At 72.4% G+C, this 15,130-nt stretch carries 18 protein-coding genes and 2 pseudogenes; 3 read left to right on the top strand and 17 right to left on the bottom strand.

Annotated features, from left to right (window positions below):
• Positions 1-104 precede the first annotated feature (104 nt).
• Both ABD52_RS31385 and ABD52_RS31380 read left to right on the top strand, forming a co-directional pair.
• On the top strand, positions 105-764 hold the full coding sequence (locus tag ABD52_RS31385) for a methyltransferase (RefSeq protein WP_047894131.1): 660 nt from the start codon (positions 105-107) through the stop codon (positions 762-764).
• On the top strand, positions 761-1,867 hold the full coding sequence (locus ABD52_RS31380) for a sulfite oxidase (RefSeq protein ID WP_047894130.1): 1,107 nt from the start codon (positions 761-763) through the stop codon (positions 1,865-1,867). The genes ABD52_RS31385 and ABD52_RS31380 overlap by 4 nt, the downstream gene beginning before the upstream one ends.
• Before the next feature lie 25 nt (positions 1,868-1,892).
• Here ABD52_RS31380 and ABD52_RS31375 read toward each other — a convergent pair whose 3' ends face one another.
• The 12 genes from ABD52_RS31375 to proS all read right to left on the bottom strand — a co-directional run bounded on the left by ABD52_RS31375 (position 1,893) and on the right by proS (position 10,230).
• Positions 1,893-2,216: a DUF2469 domain-containing protein gene (locus tag ABD52_RS31375; RefSeq protein ID WP_011905215.1), complete on the bottom strand. Its 324-nt coding sequence runs from the start codon at positions 2,214-2,216 to the stop codon at positions 1,893-1,895.
• Positions 2,213-3,088 carry a ribonuclease HII gene (locus tag ABD52_RS31370; protein WP_047894129.1) on the bottom strand — a complete coding sequence of 292 codons (876 nt, stop codon included), beginning with the start codon at positions 3,086-3,088 and terminating at the stop codon, positions 2,213-2,215. The genes ABD52_RS31375 and ABD52_RS31370 overlap by 4 nt, the downstream gene beginning before the upstream one ends.
• Positions 3,082-3,549, bottom strand: coding sequence for an NUDIX hydrolase (locus ABD52_RS31365; protein WP_047894128.1), 468 nt, complete (start codon positions 3,547-3,549; stop codon positions 3,082-3,084). The genes ABD52_RS31370 and ABD52_RS31365 overlap by 7 nt, the downstream gene beginning before the upstream one ends.
• Positions 3,550-3,639: 90 nt before the next feature.
• Positions 3,640-4,272, bottom strand: coding sequence for a signal peptidase I (gene lepB, locus ABD52_RS31360; protein ID WP_013284593.1), 633 nt, complete (start codon positions 4,270-4,272; stop codon positions 3,640-3,642).
• Positions 4,269-5,153, bottom strand: a complete 885-nt coding sequence (gene lepB, locus ABD52_RS31355) for a signal peptidase I (RefSeq protein ID WP_013284592.1) — start codon at positions 5,151-5,153, stop codon at positions 4,269-4,271. Before lepB (ABD52_RS31355) ends, lepB (ABD52_RS31360) begins: the two co-directional genes overlap by 4 nt.
• A gap of 168 nt (positions 5,154-5,321) precedes the next feature.
• A complete protein-coding gene (rplS, locus tag ABD52_RS31350; protein ID WP_013284591.1) occupies positions 5,322-5,681 on the bottom strand; it encodes a 50S ribosomal protein L19 in 360 nt (119 codons plus the stop codon).
• 143 nt (positions 5,682-5,824) lie between these two features.
• Positions 5,825-6,613: a tRNA (guanosine(37)-N1)-methyltransferase TrmD gene (gene trmD / locus ABD52_RS31345; RefSeq protein ID WP_013284590.1), complete on the bottom strand. Its 789-nt coding sequence runs from the start codon at positions 6,611-6,613 to the stop codon at positions 5,825-5,827.
• Between the two features lie 14 nt (positions 6,614-6,627).
• Complete coding sequence (gene rimM / locus ABD52_RS31340; RefSeq protein ID WP_013474369.1) at positions 6,628-7,167, bottom strand: ribosome maturation factor RimM; 540 nt, start codon at positions 7,165-7,167, stop codon at positions 6,628-6,630.
• Positions 7,167-7,427, bottom strand: coding sequence for an RNA-binding protein (locus tag ABD52_RS31335; RefSeq protein WP_026268109.1), 261 nt, complete (start codon positions 7,425-7,427; stop codon positions 7,167-7,169). Before ABD52_RS31335 ends, rimM begins: the two co-directional genes overlap by 1 nt.
• The gene (gene rpsP / locus ABD52_RS31330; RefSeq protein ID WP_013284587.1) at positions 7,402-7,857 is read right to left on the bottom strand and encodes a 30S ribosomal protein S16; all 456 of its coding nucleotides are present in this window, start codon (positions 7,855-7,857) and stop codon (positions 7,402-7,404) included. Before rpsP ends, ABD52_RS31335 begins: the two co-directional genes overlap by 26 nt.
• Before the next feature lie 242 nt (positions 7,858-8,099).
• Positions 8,100-8,747, bottom strand: a complete 648-nt coding sequence (locus ABD52_RS31325) for a DUF402 domain-containing protein (RefSeq protein WP_013474368.1) — start codon at positions 8,745-8,747, stop codon at positions 8,100-8,102.
• Positions 8,748-8,823: 76 nt separating this feature from the next.
• The gene (proS, locus tag ABD52_RS31320) at positions 8,824-10,230 is read right to left on the bottom strand and encodes a proline--tRNA ligase (RefSeq protein WP_030269967.1); all 1,407 of its coding nucleotides are present in this window, start codon (positions 10,228-10,230) and stop codon (positions 8,824-8,826) included.
• 199 nt (positions 10,231-10,429) lie between these two features.
• Here proS and ABD52_RS31315 point away from each other — a divergent pair, with 199 nt between their 5' ends.
• A complete protein-coding gene (locus tag ABD52_RS31315; RefSeq protein WP_047894127.1) occupies positions 10,430-11,023 on the top strand; it encodes a TetR/AcrR family transcriptional regulator in 594 nt (197 codons plus the stop codon).
• Positions 11,024-11,042: 19 nt separating this feature from the next.
• Here ABD52_RS31315 and ABD52_RS31310 read toward each other — a convergent pair whose 3' ends face one another.
• The 5 genes and pseudogenes from ABD52_RS31310 to ABD52_RS40355 form a co-directional block, all read right to left on the bottom strand.
• Positions 11,043-12,122 carry an amidohydrolase family protein gene (locus ABD52_RS31310; protein ID WP_013474365.1) on the bottom strand — a complete coding sequence of 360 codons (1,080 nt, stop codon included), beginning with the start codon at positions 12,120-12,122 and terminating at the stop codon, positions 11,043-11,045.
• 18 nt (positions 12,123-12,140) lie between these two features.
• On the bottom strand, positions 12,141-12,722 hold the full coding sequence (locus ABD52_RS31305) for a Uma2 family endonuclease (RefSeq protein WP_047894126.1): 582 nt from the start codon (positions 12,720-12,722) through the stop codon (positions 12,141-12,143).
• A gap of 67 nt (positions 12,723-12,789) precedes the next feature.
• Positions 12,790-14,343, bottom strand: a complete 1,554-nt coding sequence (gene ffh, locus ABD52_RS31300) for a signal recognition particle protein (protein ID WP_013284580.1) — start codon at positions 14,341-14,343, stop codon at positions 12,790-12,792.
• Positions 14,344-14,457: 114 nt separating this feature from the next.
• Positions 14,458-14,934 (bottom strand): annotated as a pseudogene (locus tag ABD52_RS31295) ([protein-PII] uridylyltransferase); the annotation flags it as partial.
• Positions 14,886-15,130: pseudogene (locus ABD52_RS40355) on the bottom strand (hypothetical protein); the annotation flags it as partial. The pseudogenes ABD52_RS31295 and ABD52_RS40355, both read right to left, overlap by 49 nt.

Here is a 15,130-nt window from a genome sequence, read left to right as displayed (position 1 = left end):
CTCCCGCGCACCCCACCCGCCGGCCCTGTGGACGACGCTCCGACTGTGGACGAGCGCCGAAATCGGGGCCGATCTGCTACGGCCCGGACGCCTATGCTGGCCGGGTGACGGAGGACTGGTACGCCTGGCACAGCGACTACGACCAGCCCGAGTCCGCACTGGCCCGGCGGCTCGCCGAGGTGCGGCAACGTGTCTCCGACGCCCTCGATGGGGCGCCGCCCGGTCCGCTGCGCGCGCTGAGTCTCTGCGCGGGTCAGGGCCGCGACCTGATCCCGGTGCTGGCCGCCCATCCCCGGGGCGCCGACGTGACCGCCCGCCTGGTCGAACTGGATCCGCGCAACGCCGATCCGGCCCGCCGCGCCGCCGCCGACGCCGGGCTCACCGGCGTGGAGGTGGTGACCGGGGACGCCTCGCTGACCGACCGCTACGTCGATCTGGCCCCGGCGGATCTGGTGCTGGTCTGCGGCATCTTCGGCAACATCAGCGACGACGACATCCGGGAAACGGTGCGGCACTGCGCCTCGCTCTGCGCCACCGGCGCCACGGTGCTGTGGACGCGGCACCGGCGCGAGCCGGACCTGGTGCCGGTCATCTGCGAGTGGTTCGCCGAGGAGGGCTTCGCGCCGGTCGCGGTGAACAGCCCGGCCGACGGTGTGGGCGTCGGCGCGCACCGCTTCACCGGCACGCCCCGCCCGCTGGCGCCAGGCGTGCGGATGTTCACGTTCGTGGGCTACGACGTGCTGGAGCGGACGGAGCAGGCATGACCACAGTGGACGACGTCAGCCGGCCCTCGCGGGTGGCCGGGACGGACGAGGCGATCAGCGCCGAGGAGCTTCAGCTCGCCGCGCGTAACCACGGCATCCCGCTGGAGGCGCTGCGGTACGACGTGACCCCGGCGGGTCTGCACTACCTGCTCATCCACTACGACATCCCGGACGTCGACCCGGCCGCGTACGCGCTGAGCGTCTCCGGCGCGGTCGAGCGTCCACTGCGGCTGGACCTGGCGGCGCTGTGCGACCGGCCGCGGGTGACCCACCGCGTGACGTTGGAGTGCGCCGGCAACGGCCGGGCGCTGCTGCATCCCCGCCCGGTGAGCCAGCCCTGGCTGGTGGAGGCGGTGGGCAACGCCGAGTGGACCGGTACGCCGCTGGCGCCGTTGCTGCGCGAGGCCGGCCTGTCCGACGACGCGGTGGACGTGGTGTTCACCGGCGCGGACCACGGGGTGGAGCGCGGCGTCGAGCAGGACTACCAGCGGGCGCTGCCGGTGGCCGACGCGCTGCGCGAGGAGGTGCTGCTGGCGTACGAGATGAACGGCGCTCCCCTGCTGCCGCAGCACGGCGCGCCGCTGCGCCTGATCGTGCCCGGCTGGTACGGCATGGCGCACGTGAAGTGGCTGCGCGACATCACTGTGACGACCGAGCCGTTCGACGGCTACCAGAACGCGGTGGCCTACCGGCTGCGGCGCGACGCCGACGACCCGGGCGTGCCGGTGACCCGGATCGAGCCGCGTGCGCTGGTGCGTCCGCCCGGGTTCCCGGACTTCATGTCCCGCACCCGGGTGCTGCGGCCCGGACCGTGCACTCTGGACGGCCGGGCCTGGTCCGGCCACGCGCCGGTGACCTCGGTCGAGGTGACTGTCGACGGCGGCGAGACGTGGACACCGGCGGTCCTGGACGAGCCGGCCGGGGGCGAGTGGACGTGGCGCCGGTGGTCGGTCAGTTGGACGGCGACGCCGGGGCGGTACGTGCTCGGCGCCCGGGCGACCGACGCGTCGGGGCGTACCCAGCCGGTCGAGCAGCCGTGGAACCGGGGCGGGTTCGCGAACAACCTGGTGCAGCGGGTCGAGGTGGTCGTGCCGGCGGAGTGATCCGAGGGCGTTCAGCCGCCCGTGGTCAGCTCCCGAATCCGGAATCTGCGGGAAGCGAGATGTCGGGCTTTTCGAGCTCTTCCACATTGACGTCCTTGAACGTCATTACTCGAACATTCTTGACGAAACGGGCAGGCCGGTACATGTCCCACACCCAGGCGTCGTGCATCTCGACCTCGAAGTAGACCTCGCCGTCGGAGTTGCGCACGTGCAGGTCGACCTGGTTGGCCAGGTAGAAACGGCGCTCGGTCTCCACCACGTAGGAGAACTGGCGGACGATGTCCCGGTACTCCCGGTAGAGCTGCAGCTCCATCTCGGTCTCGTACTTCTCGAGATCTTCCGCGCTCATCGCACTCCGCCTTCCATGACCACATCTTCCCCCACCGACGCCGGAGGTCGCGGCTGCTCGCCCAACGCCACGCCGACGGTACCCCCTGACGCGCCGCAGTGCCCCATCGGCTCGTCCGGGCGGCCGGCGAACGCTCCGGGCCCGAGACCCGGCAGCCCGGCCGCGGGCTCGGGCCGCGCCGCGTCGGCGCCCGCCGGGCGGCGGGCGCGGGGAGGCCGGCCGTCCCGTCCGGAGACGGCGGCCACGTTCACGTACGAGAAGCGGTGTTCCCGGCAGGGCCCGAGCGCGCGCAGGGCGGCGCTGTGCTCGGCGGTGATGTAGCCCTTGTGCTCGGCGAAGCCGTAGCCGGGGAACCGCCCGTCCAGTTCCACCATGATCCGGTCCCGGGTGACCTTCGCGAGCACGCTCGCCGCCGCCACACACGCGGCCACCCGGTCGCCCTTCCAGACCGCCAGGCCCGGCACGTCCAGCCCGTCGACGCCGAAGCCGTCGGTCAGCACGTACTCCGGGCGGGTGGTGAGCGAGGCGAGCGCCCGGCGCATCGCGGCGAGGTTGCACACGTGCAGCCCGCGGGCGTCGACCTCCTCGGCCGGGATGACCACCACGGCGTACGCCAGGGCCCGCGCCACCACCTCGTCGTGGACGCGCTCGCGTGCGGCGGGGGTGAGCAGCTTCGAGTCGGCCAGCTCGTCGATCTCGCCGCGCCGGCCCTCGGGCAGGATCGCGGCGGCGGCCACCAGCGGCCCGGCGCAGGCGCCCCGGCCGGCCTCGTCGGCGCCCGCCACGTGCCGGAAGCCACGCCGTTGCAGGGCGCGCTCCAGCGCGTAGAGGCCGCCGTCGCGGCGGACCACGGTGCGCGGCGGGGTCAGCATGCGCTGCCTCCGGCCAGCACGGCGCCGAGCCGGCCGGGCAGGTCCGGCGGGTAGTAGCGCTCGGCGGTGGCGGCCAGCTCGGCGACCGGCCACCAGCGGTGCCCGTGCACGCTCGCCCGTTCGACGTCGTTGAAGCCGGTCGTGTCGACGTCCCAGCCCGTCACCCGGACCAGGTAGAACTGCTGGTCCTGGCGGTACCAGACGCCGTCGAACGGGAACTCGACGGTCTCCGACCAGACCGGCGCGCCCAGTTCGGCCGGGGCCAGCCGCAGGCCGGTCTCCTCGGCCAGCTCCCGGGCGGCGCCGTCGGCCGGGGACTCCCCCGGGTCCAGCCCGCCGCCGGGGGTGAACCAGTAGCGGTGACCCGGCCGGGCCGGATCACTGCCCTCGAAGAGCAGCACCCGGTCGGACGCGTCGACCAGCAGCACCCGGGCCGCGCGACGAGGGGTGTAGACGGTCACCGCACCAGCCTGCCAGACGCCTGCGACGAACGACCACGCCCTCCCGCCGTCGAGGCGTGGCAGGCGGGCCGGAGCCTGGCGCGGGCCGGCTCAGGGATTGGGGATCCCGTCGAACTGCTCGGGGACGCTGAGCCAGGTCGCACGGCTGACCGGCCAGAAGATGGTGAAGGCCCGGCCGACGACCTCGCCCTCGGGGATGGTGGCGACGTTGATGTCCTCGCCCGACTGCTGCCAGTGCTCCAGCGAGTCGCCGGAAGCCTCCCGGTGGTCACCCATGACCCACAGGCGCCCCTTCGGCACGGTGATGTCGAAGTCCTGGTCGGCGGGCTTGTTGCCGGGGAAGATGAACGGCTCGTCGATCGGCTTGCCGTTGATGATCAGCCGCTCCTGGCCGCCGGTGCGGTCGCAGCAGACCACGTGATCGCCGCCGACGCCGATGACCCGCTTGATGAAGTCCTCACCGTCGGGGTTGCCGCTCCACTCGGTGGGCGCCTTGAAGACGATCACCTCACCCCGGTGCGGCGAGCGGAAGTCGTAGACCAGCTTGTTGACAAGCACCCGATCGTCGATCTTGAGGGTGTTCTCCATGGACGGCGACGGGATGAAGAAGGTCTGCAGCACGAAGGCACGCACCAGCACCGCGACCAGGATCGCCACGCCCAGGAGGATGGGCAGCTCCTTCCAGAAGGAGCTGCGGGGCTTCTCGGTCTGCTCGTCGATCACGGGAGGAGCCTACGTCGCCGGGTACGGAGCGGTCGCCCCGAACCCGCCAGAACGGTGAGCGTCGCCGCGAGCGGGAGGATCAGGACGACGCCGCCGACCGGGTCGGGATCCACAGGCACCGGCCCGGGCGCCGCCGCGGCGTCCGCGCGCGGCACGCTCGCGAACGTCTCCGGTACGGGCAGACCGGTCCACCGCTGCGACGGCCAGACGATCATGAAGGCGCGGCCGACCACGTTCTCGATCGGCACCGGCCCCTGACATCGGGCGTCCTGCGAGACGAGCCGGTGGTCGCCCATCACGAAGATCTGCCCCGGCGGCACCACCACCTCGGTGAACTGCCGGGACCGGCACTCCTTCGGATTGGGCGGCAGCTCGACCGGGGAGTCCTCGGAGACGTACGCCGTCTCGTCCAGCGGCACCCCGTTGACCACCACCCGGCCGTCGTCGCAGCACCAGACCTTGTCGCCCGGTACGCCGATGACGCGCTTGATGAAGTCCTTCTCGCCGGGGCGGCTGACGCCCACCAGGTCACCGAGCGTACGGCCGACCCGGCCGGCGAAGTTGGCCGGCGGCGCGGGCGCCTCCTGGGCGACCCAGCGGTCGGTGCCCCGGAACACCACCACCTCGCCGCGGACCGGGTCGCGGACGTCGTAGACGACCTTGTTGACGAGCACCCGGTCACCGACGAGCAGCGTGTTCTCCATCGACCCGGAGGGGATGAAGAACGCCTGGAGCAGGAACGTCCGGATCAGCACCGCGAGGCAGAACGCCACGATCAGCAGCAGCGGCAGCTCCTGCCAGAGCGGCATCTGGCGGCGGCCGCGGCGGGCCCGCCGGCGCCAGGGATCGACGGCGCCGTCCTCGTCAACCATCTGCACCATGCCACTCTCCGGTCCGCGGAAACGACACTACCGCCCGGGAGTCCCCTCGGAGACCCCACGGGCGGTAGTGGACCGTTTCGCACCGTCCGGCTGCGCCCGTACCGACCAGGGTAATGCGGTCTGGTCGATACGACATCCGCGCAGGCCGGGCGGCGTGGCGAACGTGGATCAGTTCGCCGGCTGCTTCTCCCGCAGCTCCTTGATCTTGGCCTTCTTGCCGCGCAGCTCACGCAGGTAGTAGAGCTTGGCGCGACGCACGTCACCGCGGGTCACGACCTCGATCCGGTCGATGCCCGGGCCGTTGAGCGGGTAGGTCCGCTCCACGCCGACACCGAAGCTGACCTTGCGGACCGAGAAGGTCTCACGCAGGCCGTCACCCTGGCGGCGGATGACGACGCCCTGGAAGATCTGGACCCGGGAGCGGTTGCCCTCGACGACCCGCGCGTGCACCTTGACGGTGTCACCGGCACGGAAGTCGGGCAGGTCGGTACGCTTCGACTGGGCGTCAAGGGCGTCCAGGATGTTCATCGCTGCGTCCTCGTGAGGCTCACGGCGCATCGTCAGTCGATGCGCGGATGGGTGATTCTGACCCCCGGGTGGTGACCGGCGAGACCGGCCCCGGTCGAGGGTCCTCGCAACCGCCCACGGCGTGGACGGATGCGGCAACCCCTCTACTTTGCCACATGCCCCGGTGGCGGGGAAAATCCGCCCCGGTCCAGCGTCGCCCGGTCCCGCTTGTCGAGCGTCTCCGGTGCCAGCGCGCCGATCATGTCGGGGCGCCGGGCCGCGGTCCGCAGCAGCGACTCGTCGCGCCGCCAGCGGTCGATCCGGGCGTGGTCGCCGGAGCGCAGCACCTCGGGCACGTCCAGCCCGCGCCAGCTCGCCGGCTTGGTGTAGAGCGGGGCCTCCAGCAGCCCGTGCGCGTGCGACTCCTCGTCCAGCGACCCGGCGTTGCCGAGCACGCCGGGCAGCAGCCGGGTGACCGCCTCCAGGATCACCAGCACGGCCACCTCGCCGCCGAACAGCACGTAGTCGCCGAGGGAGACCTCGGTCACCGGCATCCGGGTCGCGGCGTGGTCCAGCACCCGCTGGTCGATGCCCTCGTACCGGCCGCAGGCGAACAGCAGGTGCGACTCGGCGGCCAGCTCGTGCGCCAGGGCCTGGGTGAACGGGACGCCCGCGGGCGACGGCACGAGCAGCCGGGGCAGCGTGTGCCCGTCCGGGCTCAGCTCGCCCGGCGCCAGCGCGTCCAGCGCCTCACCCCACGGCTCCGGACGCATGACCATGCCCGGACCGCCGCCGTAGGGCGTGTCGTCGACGGTGCGGTGCACGTCGTGGGTCCAGGTCCGCAGATCGTGTACGGCCAGCCGCAGCGTGCCGTTCGCGCGGGCCTTGCCGATGAGCGAGAGGTCCAGCGGGGCGAAGTACTCGGGGAAGATCGACACGATGTCGACGCGCATGCGGTGGGCTCCAGCTAGAGGTCGAGCAGGCCGCCGGGCAGGTCGACGACGACGCGACCGCCGGCCAGATCCACCTCGGGCACGATCGCCTTGACGAACGGGACCAGCGCGGTACGCCCCTCGGGGCGCCGCAGCACCAGCATGTCGGACGCGGGCGCGTGGTCGATGCGGGCCACCTCGCCCACGTGCTCGCCGTCGCGGGTGACCACTGTGAGCCCGACCAGCTGGTGGTCGTGGAACTCCTCCGGGTCCTCCGGCGGGGCGACGTCGGCGCTGTCCACGCCGAGCAGCGTGTTGCGCAGCGCCTCGGCGACGTCGCGCTCCAGCACGCCCTCGAAGGCGACGAGCAGACGGCCCTGATGCCAGCGGGCCGACTCGACGGTGAGCGTCGGGGGCACCCGCCAGGCGCCGGGCTCCGACGGGACCACCCCCGGCTCGGTGGTCAACACCGAACCGGGGGCGAACCGTGCTTCGGGCTCGTCGGTACGCACCTCCACGGTGACCTCACCGCGGATGCCGTGCGGCTTACCGATCCGGCCGACGACGAGAAGCATCAGTACGAGTCGACGATGTCGACGCGTACCCCACGCCCGCCGATGGAGCCGATCACCTGGCGCAGCGCCTTGGCGGTCCGGCCGGACCGCCCGATCACCGTGCCGAGGTCCTCGGGGTGCACGCGGACTTCGAGGCGCTTGCCCCGACGGGAGTCGACCATGCGCACCCGGACGTCGTCCGGGTGGTCGACGATGCCCTTGACCAGGTGCTCCAGAGCGGGACGCAGCGGCATGTCAGGCCTGCTCGCCGGACTCGGCACCGGTCTGCTCCTCGGCCTTGGCCTCGGCCTTCGGCTCCTCCGCCTTGGCGGCGGCCTTCTTGGCCGGCTTCGCCGGGGTGTCGGCCACGCCGGCGGCGGCCTTCGCCTCGGCCTCGTACGCCGCCTTGCGGTCGGCCCGCTCGGGGGCGACCTTCAGCGGCGGCGGCGCGGGCAGGCCCTTGAACTTCTGCCAGTCACCGGTCAGCTCCAGCAGGCGCTGCACGGCCTCGCTCGGCTGGGCGCCGACCGAGAGCCAGTACTGGACCCGCTCCGACTTGACCTCGATCACCGAAGGGTCTTCCTTCGGCTGGTACACACCGACGAACTCGATCGCACGACCGTCACGCTTGGTGCGCGAGTCGGCGATGACGATGCGGTACTGCGGGTTGCGGATCTTGCCCATCCGCAGGAGCCGGATCTTTACGGCCACAGTTGTTTCGCTCCTGTTGCGATCTCACCGGCCCGTACGGGCGGTGTGGCGGGTGAGCGCCGACCGGCACAGTGGGGTTTGGGCCGGAGACTGCTCGGTGAACTGGCGACGCGCCCGGGTTAGAGGGCGCCGGACGCGTGCCGGATACCAGCGAACCATTCTGCCAGATCCGGACCGGAACTCTCACACCGGACCCGGACACCACGCCCGGGGCGGGCCGGGCCGTGACCGAGGACACTCGTTCAGCGCACCGGCGGGCGGTCCCACCCCGGCGGAAGTACGTCCGGTACGTCCCATTCCGCGGGTGGGGTGAAGTCGCACCAGGTGCCGTCGAACGGGAACTCCCCCGCCTCGGCGATCCGGATCACCCGCTCGCCCTCGGCGCGTACCGCCTTCTCGTCGGTCACCCAGTAGTGCTCCGGGAACGCCAGCCGCTCGGCGAACTCGTCCTCGTCCTTCCACTCCCAGCTCAGGTCCGGGTGGACCACGACGTCGAGATCCTGGTCGACCATGTCGACCCCGGCCACCGTGCCGTCGTCCCAGCGGACGCCGGGCTCCTCCAGGTTCACGTACCAGTTCTGGAAGCGGCCCGCCGCGTCACGGAACCACCAGACCGAGTGGGCCGCGCCGGTGGGCAGGAACTTCAGCACCGGCGGGCCGTTCCACAGCCCCTGCGCGAGCCGGTAGGACGACGTCACCCACTCGGCGAACGGCACCGCCCGCATGCCCAGGCCGGCGGCGTTCACCTCGTGCGCGACGGGCGCCTCGCGCGCCACCCAGAGCACCAGGCCGCGCTCGTCGTCGGAGACCACCCGGGCCGACCGGACCCAGCCGATCCGGCCGTTGCGCACGTTCCGGTGCATGATCAGCCGCCCCGGCTCGAACCGCACGCTCACCCCCGCCGTCGTGTTAACAAGGGGCCCCTCCTCTGCGGAATGCGTTAAGAAGGGGCCCTTCCTTACACCCTCAGTAGGCGCGGGCGAGGATCGCCACCAGGTCGGGCTCGTCCTCCGAGTCCGGCACCGAGCCGTCGGCGCGTACCAGGCAGCGGACCGTCACGCCCTGAGCGTTCGCCTCGGCCTCGCCCTCGACGCCGACCGCCGACCACGGCACCCGCGCCCAGCCGGTGGCGGACGCCTCGATCGCCTCGGCCAGCGTCGACACCTCGACGGTGCGGGACCGGCGGAACTCCAGCGCCTGGTCGTGCAGCGCCTGCTGGTCGGCCTCCAGCGCGGCCAGGACCGCGCCGACCACGTCGGCCACCGGCGTCGGGGCCTTCGAGCCGTCCGTACGCCGGACCACCACCGCGTTGCCGGCGGCCAGGTCACGCGGGCCTACCTCGACGCGTACCGGGTAGCCGCGCAGCTCGGCGTCGACGGCGCGGCGGCCGAACGCGGTGTCGGTCCGGTCGTCGAGCGCCACCCGCACCCCGGCGTCACGCAGCGCGTCGTGAAGCTTTCGCGCCGCCTCGCCGACGCCCTCGCCGTCCTTGACGATCATCACGTACGCCTGGACCGGCGCCAGCTTCGGCGGCACCCGCAGCCCGTTGTCGTCACCGTGGCACATGATCAGACCGCCGAGCATCCGGGTGGAGGTGCCCCAGGAGGTGGTCCACGCGTGCTCCCGGCCGCCCTCGGCCGAGGAGTAGCTGATGTCGAACGCCTTGGCGAAGTTCTGGCCCAGCTCGTGGCTGGTGCCCAGCTGGAGTGCCTTGCCGTCGCCCATCATGCCTTCGCACGTGTACGTGGCGGTGGCGCCGGCGAAGCGCTCCCGGGCGGTCTTCAGGCCGACCACCACCGGGATGCCGAGCACGTTGACCATCAGGTCCTCGTACGCCTCGTGCAGGATCCGCCGCGCGTAGGCGCGGGCGTCCTCGCGCGTCGCGTGCGCGGTGTGCCCCTCCTGCCAGAGGAACTCGCTGGTACGCAGGAAGATCCGCGGGCGCAGCTCCCACCGGACCACGTTCGCCCACTGGTTGAGCAGCAGCGGCAGGTCGCGGTACGAGTCGATCCACTTGGCCATGAACTCGCCGATGACCGTCTCGCTCGTAGGGCGCACCACCACCGGCTCGGCGAGCTGCTTGCCGCCACCGTGCGTGACGACTGCCAGCTCCGGCGAGAAGCCCTCGACGTGCTCGGCCTCCCGCTTGAGGTAGCTCTCCGGGATGAACAGCGGGAAGTACGCGTTCTCCGCGCCGGCCGCCTTGATCCGGGCGTCCATCTCGGCCTGCATCCGCTCCCAGATGGCGTAGCCGGCCGGTCGGATCACCATGGTCCCCCGGACCGGGCCGTTGTCGGCCAGCTTCGCCTTGGCGATCAGGTCCTGGTACCAGCGGGGAAAGTCCTCCGCACGGGGAGTGAGCACGCGTGCCATGACCACGCATCCTATGCGTCCCGTCACGGGTGGGCGCAGCCGGGCGCGCCCGCACTACCGTCTGCCGTCATGCTCTCCACCACCCCGGCGCCGGAGACGCACCACCTGACCTTCGCCGGCCACGACGGCGGGCGGTTCCGGGCCGAGGCGGAGTACGAACTCGAGGTACGCTGAGCAGCGCCCGTAGACTTCGATCACCATGTCTAAGGCGAGGAACGTCACTCCGGTGCGCGAGACGATCGTCGACGCCGCCCGTTCGCTGACCGTCACGACCGGCTGGGCCGGGGTCCGGATGGGTGCCGTCGCAAGCGCCGCAGGGGTGAGCCGGCAGACGGTCTACAACGAGTTCGGCACCAAGGCGGGCCTGGGCGAGGCGCTGGCCCGGCACGAGGTGGACCGGTTCGTCGGCCAGGTCCGGTCCGCGCTCGACGAGCACGACTCCGACGTCCGCGCGGCAGCGTACGCGGCGATCCACCGCACGCTCGCCTCGGCCGCCGAGAACCCGCTGGTCCGGGCGGTGCTGACCAGCACCCGGGGCGGCTCGGAGGAGCTTCTGCCGTACCTGACCACCCGGTCCGAGCTGGTGCTCGCCGAGGCCGCGGCGGCGCTGCTGGAGTGGACCGGCGAGCGCCTGCCGGACGCCGATCCGGCGGCCCTCGCGTTCGCCGCGGACAGCGTCGTACGTCTGGTGGTGAGCCACATCGTGCTGCCCGGGGGCCCGGTCGACGAGACCGCCGACCGGCTGGCCGACCTGGCGGTGCGCCTGTTCCTGATGGCGGCGACCGCCCGCTAGAGCCGTCGCCGTCGGCCGGTCAGCGGACGACCCGGCCGCGCAGCACGATCCGGCTGGGCGTCCGGACCACACGCAGGTCGCGGCGCGGGTCCTCGGGGTAGACCACCAGGTCGGCGAGGCCGCCCTCGACGAGCCCGGGGAAGCCGAGCCACTCCCGGGCCCGCCAGGAGGCGGCGGCGAGCACGTCCGTGGCGGACATGCCGGCCTGCTCGTGCAGCAGCAGCATCTCCTCGGCCGCCAGGCCGTGGTCGATGCCGCCGCCCGCGTCGGTGCCGACGTAGATCGGCACACCCGCCTCGTGCGCGGCGCGCACCACCTCGGGGAAGCGGTCGCGCAGGCCGAGCATGTGGTCGGCGTACCCGGGGAACTTGGGGCGGGCCTGCTCGGCGATGTGGCCGAACGTCCGGATGTTGATCATCGTGGGGACCAGCGCGGTGCCCTGCCGGGCCATCAGGTCGATCAGGTCGAGGCTCAGCCCGGTGCCGTGCTCCACGGAGTCGACACCGGCCCGCACCATGATCTCCACGGCCGACTCGGAGAACGTGTGCACCGCGGCGCGTACCCCGGCGGCGTGCGCGGCGGCGACCGCCGCGGTCATGGTGTCGGCGTCCCAGGCCGGCGCCAGGTCGCCGACGCCCCTGTCGATCCAGTCGCCGACCAGCTTGACCCAGCCGTTGCCGGCCGCGGCCTGCGCGGCCACCGTCGCGGCGACCTCCGCCGCGCCGACCTCCACGCCGATGTCACGCAGGTAGCGCTTGGGCGGTGCGACGTGCCGGCCCGCGCGGGCCAGCCGCGGCAGGTCCGGCTCGTCCTCCAGTTCGGGGTACGGGTACGGCGACCCGGCGTCCCGGATCGCCAGCACACCGGCGTCCCGGTCGATCCGGGCCAGTTCCCGCGCCTGGTCGAGGGAGGTGATCGGGCTGCCGCCGCGGGCGATGCCGATGTGGCAGTGCGCGTCGGTCAGGCCGGGCAGCACGAAGCCGCCGTCGGCCACCGTCTCGGCGCCGGGCACCGGTTCGAAGGTGACCCGGTCGCCGACCAGCCAGACGTCCCGGACCTCGTCGTCGGGAAGGAACACACCGCGCACGTGCAGAGCCATGTGCACAGTCCTACCCGATCAGTCCTCCTCGACGGCGAGCAGGTCGTTGCGGCGCGCGGTCAGCGCCGGCAGATCGACCGAGACCTTCCAGGGCCGCTCGGTGACGAACAGGTCCTCGGTGTGGGCCAGTTGCTCGTACTCGCGGGCGGCGCCGTCGAGCGTGTACTCGGTGAGTGCGATCCGCTCGTGCTGCGGATCCACCACCCAGTAGGAGCGGACCCCGGAGCGGGCGTAGACCTTCGCCTTGTCGTACAGGTCGCGGAAGTGCGACGTCGGCGAGACGACCTCGACGGCGAGCAACGCGTCCTCGACCGGGACGGGCGACCGGCCGGCGTGCTTGCGCCGGATCACCACCACATCGGGGCGCGGCTCGTTGCGGCGGTCGACCCGCATGGACAGGTCGATGCTCACCAGGAACTCCGGCGGGCAGTTGACCTCAAGCGCGAGCAGGAGACGGACACACAGGTCCTGGTGCAGGGCGGTGGGCGACGGCACGATCAACCTTCCGTTGATCAGTTCGTACGGAAGGTCCTTGGGCAGCTCGCCCAGGTCGTCGACCGTCCACTCGTGCCGCTCCGGCAGGATCGGGGCCGCGGTCATTGACATCTCCTTCCAGGAGGCGACGTCACCCTAAGAGACAGCGATGTCGCCCACCGTCACCGACACGCTAGCGGGGGCCCTTGTCGCCGCCCTTGCCGAGCTTGTTGAAGTCGATCTTCGGCAGCTTGAAGCCCGGCGGCAGGCCCTGCCCACCGGCCAGGTCACCCGGGTCCAGGCCCGGCGGGAGCTGCGGCATCCCGCCCGGGAAGCCGCCCGGCATGCCGGCGCCGGTACGCGGCCGCCCGCCGCCCTTCGTGCCCTTGCGCTTGTTCTTCGGCGACTTGGTCGCCTTGCGCCGGCCACCGCCGGGCAGGCCCATCATGCCGCCCATCTGCTTCATCATCTTCTGCGCGTCGGCGAAGCGGTTGAGCAGCTGGTTGACGTCCATGACGGTGACGCCGGAACCGCTGGCGATACGGGCCCGGCGGGAGCCGTTGATGATCTTCGGGGTGGTGCGCTCGGCCGGGGTCATCGACCGGATGATCGCGGTGACCCGGTCGAAGTGCTTGTCGTCCAGCTCGGCGAGCTGGTCCTTCATCTGCCCCATGCCGGGCATCATGGCCAGCACGTTGGCGATCGGGCCCATCCGCCGGACCGCGATGAGCTGATCGAGGAAGTCCTCCAGCGTGAAGGTCTCCCCGCCCATCAGCTTGGCGGTCATCTTCTCCTTCTGATCGGTGTCGAAGGCCGCCTCGGCCTGCTCGATCAGAGTGAGGACGTCGCCCATGCCGAGGATCCGGCTGGCCATCCGGTCCGGGTGGAAGACGTCGAAGTCCTCCAGCTTCTCGCCGGTGGAGGCGAACAGGATCGGCTGGCCGGTCACCTCGCGGACGGAGAGCGCGGCGCCACCGCGGGCGTCGCCGTCGAGCTTGGACAGCACCACGCCGGTGATGCCGACGCCGTCGCGGAACGCCTCGGCGGTGCGCACCGCGTCCTGGCCGACCATGGCGTCGATGACGAAGATGACCTCGTCGGGCTGGACCGCGTCGCGGATGTTCGCGGCCTGCTGCATCATCTCGGTGTCGATACCGAGGCGGCCGGCGGTGTCGACGATGACGATGTCCCGGGCGGCGCGGCGGGCGTGCTCGATCGAGTCGCGGGCCACCTGCACCGGGTCGCCGACGCCGTTGCCGGGCGCCGGGGCGTACACCTCGACGCCGGCCCGGCCACCGAGCACCTGGAGCTGCCCGACGGCGTTGGGGCGCTGGAGGTCGGCGGCGACGAGCAGCGGCTGGTGGCCCTGGCTCTTGAGCCAGCGGGCCAGCTTGCCGGCGAGCGTCGTCTTGCCGGAACCCTGGAGGCCGGCCAGCATGATCACGGTCGGCGGGTGCTTGGCGAACTGGAGCCGCCGCCCCTCGCCGCCGAGGATGTTGATCAGCTCCTCGTTGACGATCTTGACGATCTGCTGCGCCGGGTTGAGCGCCTGGGAGACCTCGGCGCCGCGCGCCCGCTCCTTGACGTTCGCGATGAAGCCCTTGACCACCGGCAGGGCGACGTCGGCCTCCAGCAACGCCATCCGGATCTCGCGCGCGGTGGCGTCGATGTCGGCGTCGGTGAGCCGGCCCTTGCCGCGGAGCTTGGTGAAGATCCCGGACAGGCGGTCACTCAAGGTGTCAAACACGCGAACATCCCGTTTGTCGTTTTCGGCGGGCACATGCTGCCGGGCCGGTGGTCCAGCCCACCGTTAGGGTAGCCCGCCGCTCATCCGCCCGCTCCGGCCCGGCGGCCCGTTCCACTACACGGCGGCCAGCACGGCGGCCTCGATCCGGGCCCGTTCCTCGTCCGACGGCCAGCCGCCGACCAGGTAGAACGCGTCCACCACGTCGCCGCCCAGCGTCGAGATCCGGGCCGCCCGCACCTGGGCGCCCGCGTCGTCCAGCGCGCAGGTGACCCGGTACAGCAGTCCGGCGGCGTCGGCGGCCCGCAGCTCCAGCAGGACCGCGTCGGTGGCCGCCTCCCGGTGCCAGACCACCCGTGGGGCGGCGCCCTGGCTGCGCGCGGCCAGGGCCCGGCCGCGCAGCCGCTGGATGACCGAGACGTCGCCGCCGACCGCGCGGCGCAGGTCGGCGCTGAGCGCGATCGGGTCCGGGGCCAGCCCGTAACGCGGCTGCACCCGGCACTCGACCAGGGCGCGGCCGTCGACGGTGGCGGCGTCCGCGGAGATCACCTCCAGGCGGTGCAGCGCCAGGCACCCGGCGACAGTCGCGAGCAGTGCAGGTACGTGTAGGCGTCCCGGGCCAGAGCTCCACGTTGCCGCGGCGTGGTCAGCTCGGTGAACCGTTCACCGATGACGACGTCGGTGCCGACGTAGGTCCACCAGAGGGCGGACAGCAGGTTCCGGCCTGGGCGCGCGGCCGGGGTCTTGCCCCCGCGGCCCAGCTGCTCGCCGGCCTGCTGCGGGAGCGGGG

It is taken from the genome of Micromonospora sp. RV43 (assembly GCF_001029515.1).
Classification (GTDB): domain Bacteria; phylum Actinomycetota; class Actinomycetes; order Mycobacteriales; family Micromonosporaceae; genus Micromonospora; species Micromonospora aurantiaca.
Note: the sequence above shows the minus strand (reverse complement) of the source record. Positions and strands in the feature narration are given on the sequence as shown.

Coding starts and splice junctions, on each gene's coding strand:
- ABD52_RS31380 (WP_047894130.1), top strand. CDS start 761: ATGACCACAGTGGACGACGTCAGCCGGCCCTCGCGGGTGGCCGGGACG.
- ABD52_RS31375 (WP_011905215.1), bottom strand. CDS start 2,216: ATGAGCGCGGAAGATCTCGAGAAGTACGAGACCGAGATGGAGCTGCAG.
- ABD52_RS31370 (WP_047894129.1), bottom strand. CDS start 3,088: ATGCTGACCCCGCCGCGCACCGTGGTCCGCCGCGACGGCGGCCTCTAC.
- lepB (WP_013284592.1), bottom strand. CDS start 5,153: ATGGTGCAGATGGTTGACGAGGACGGCGCCGTCGATCCCTGGCGCCGG.
- rplS (WP_013284591.1), bottom strand. CDS start 5,681: ATGAACATCCTGGACGCCCTTGACGCCCAGTCGAAGCGTACCGACCTG.
- trmD (WP_013284590.1), bottom strand. CDS start 6,613: ATGCGCGTCGACATCGTGTCGATCTTCCCCGAGTACTTCGCCCCGCTG.
- rimM (WP_013474369.1), bottom strand. CDS start 7,167: ATGCTTCTCGTCGTCGGCCGGATCGGTAAGCCGCACGGCATCCGCGGT.
- proS (WP_030269967.1), bottom strand. CDS start 10,230: ATGGCACGCGTGCTCACTCCCCGTGCGGAGGACTTTCCCCGCTGGTAC.
- ABD52_RS31315 (WP_047894127.1), top strand. CDS start 10,430: ATGTCTAAGGCGAGGAACGTCACTCCGGTGCGCGAGACGATCGTCGAC.
- ABD52_RS31310 (WP_013474365.1), bottom strand. CDS start 12,122: ATGGCTCTGCACGTGCGCGGTGTGTTCCTTCCCGACGACGAGGTCCGG.
- ABD52_RS31305 (WP_047894126.1), bottom strand. CDS start 12,722: ATGACCGCGGCCCCGATCCTGCCGGAGCGGCACGAGTGGACGGTCGAC.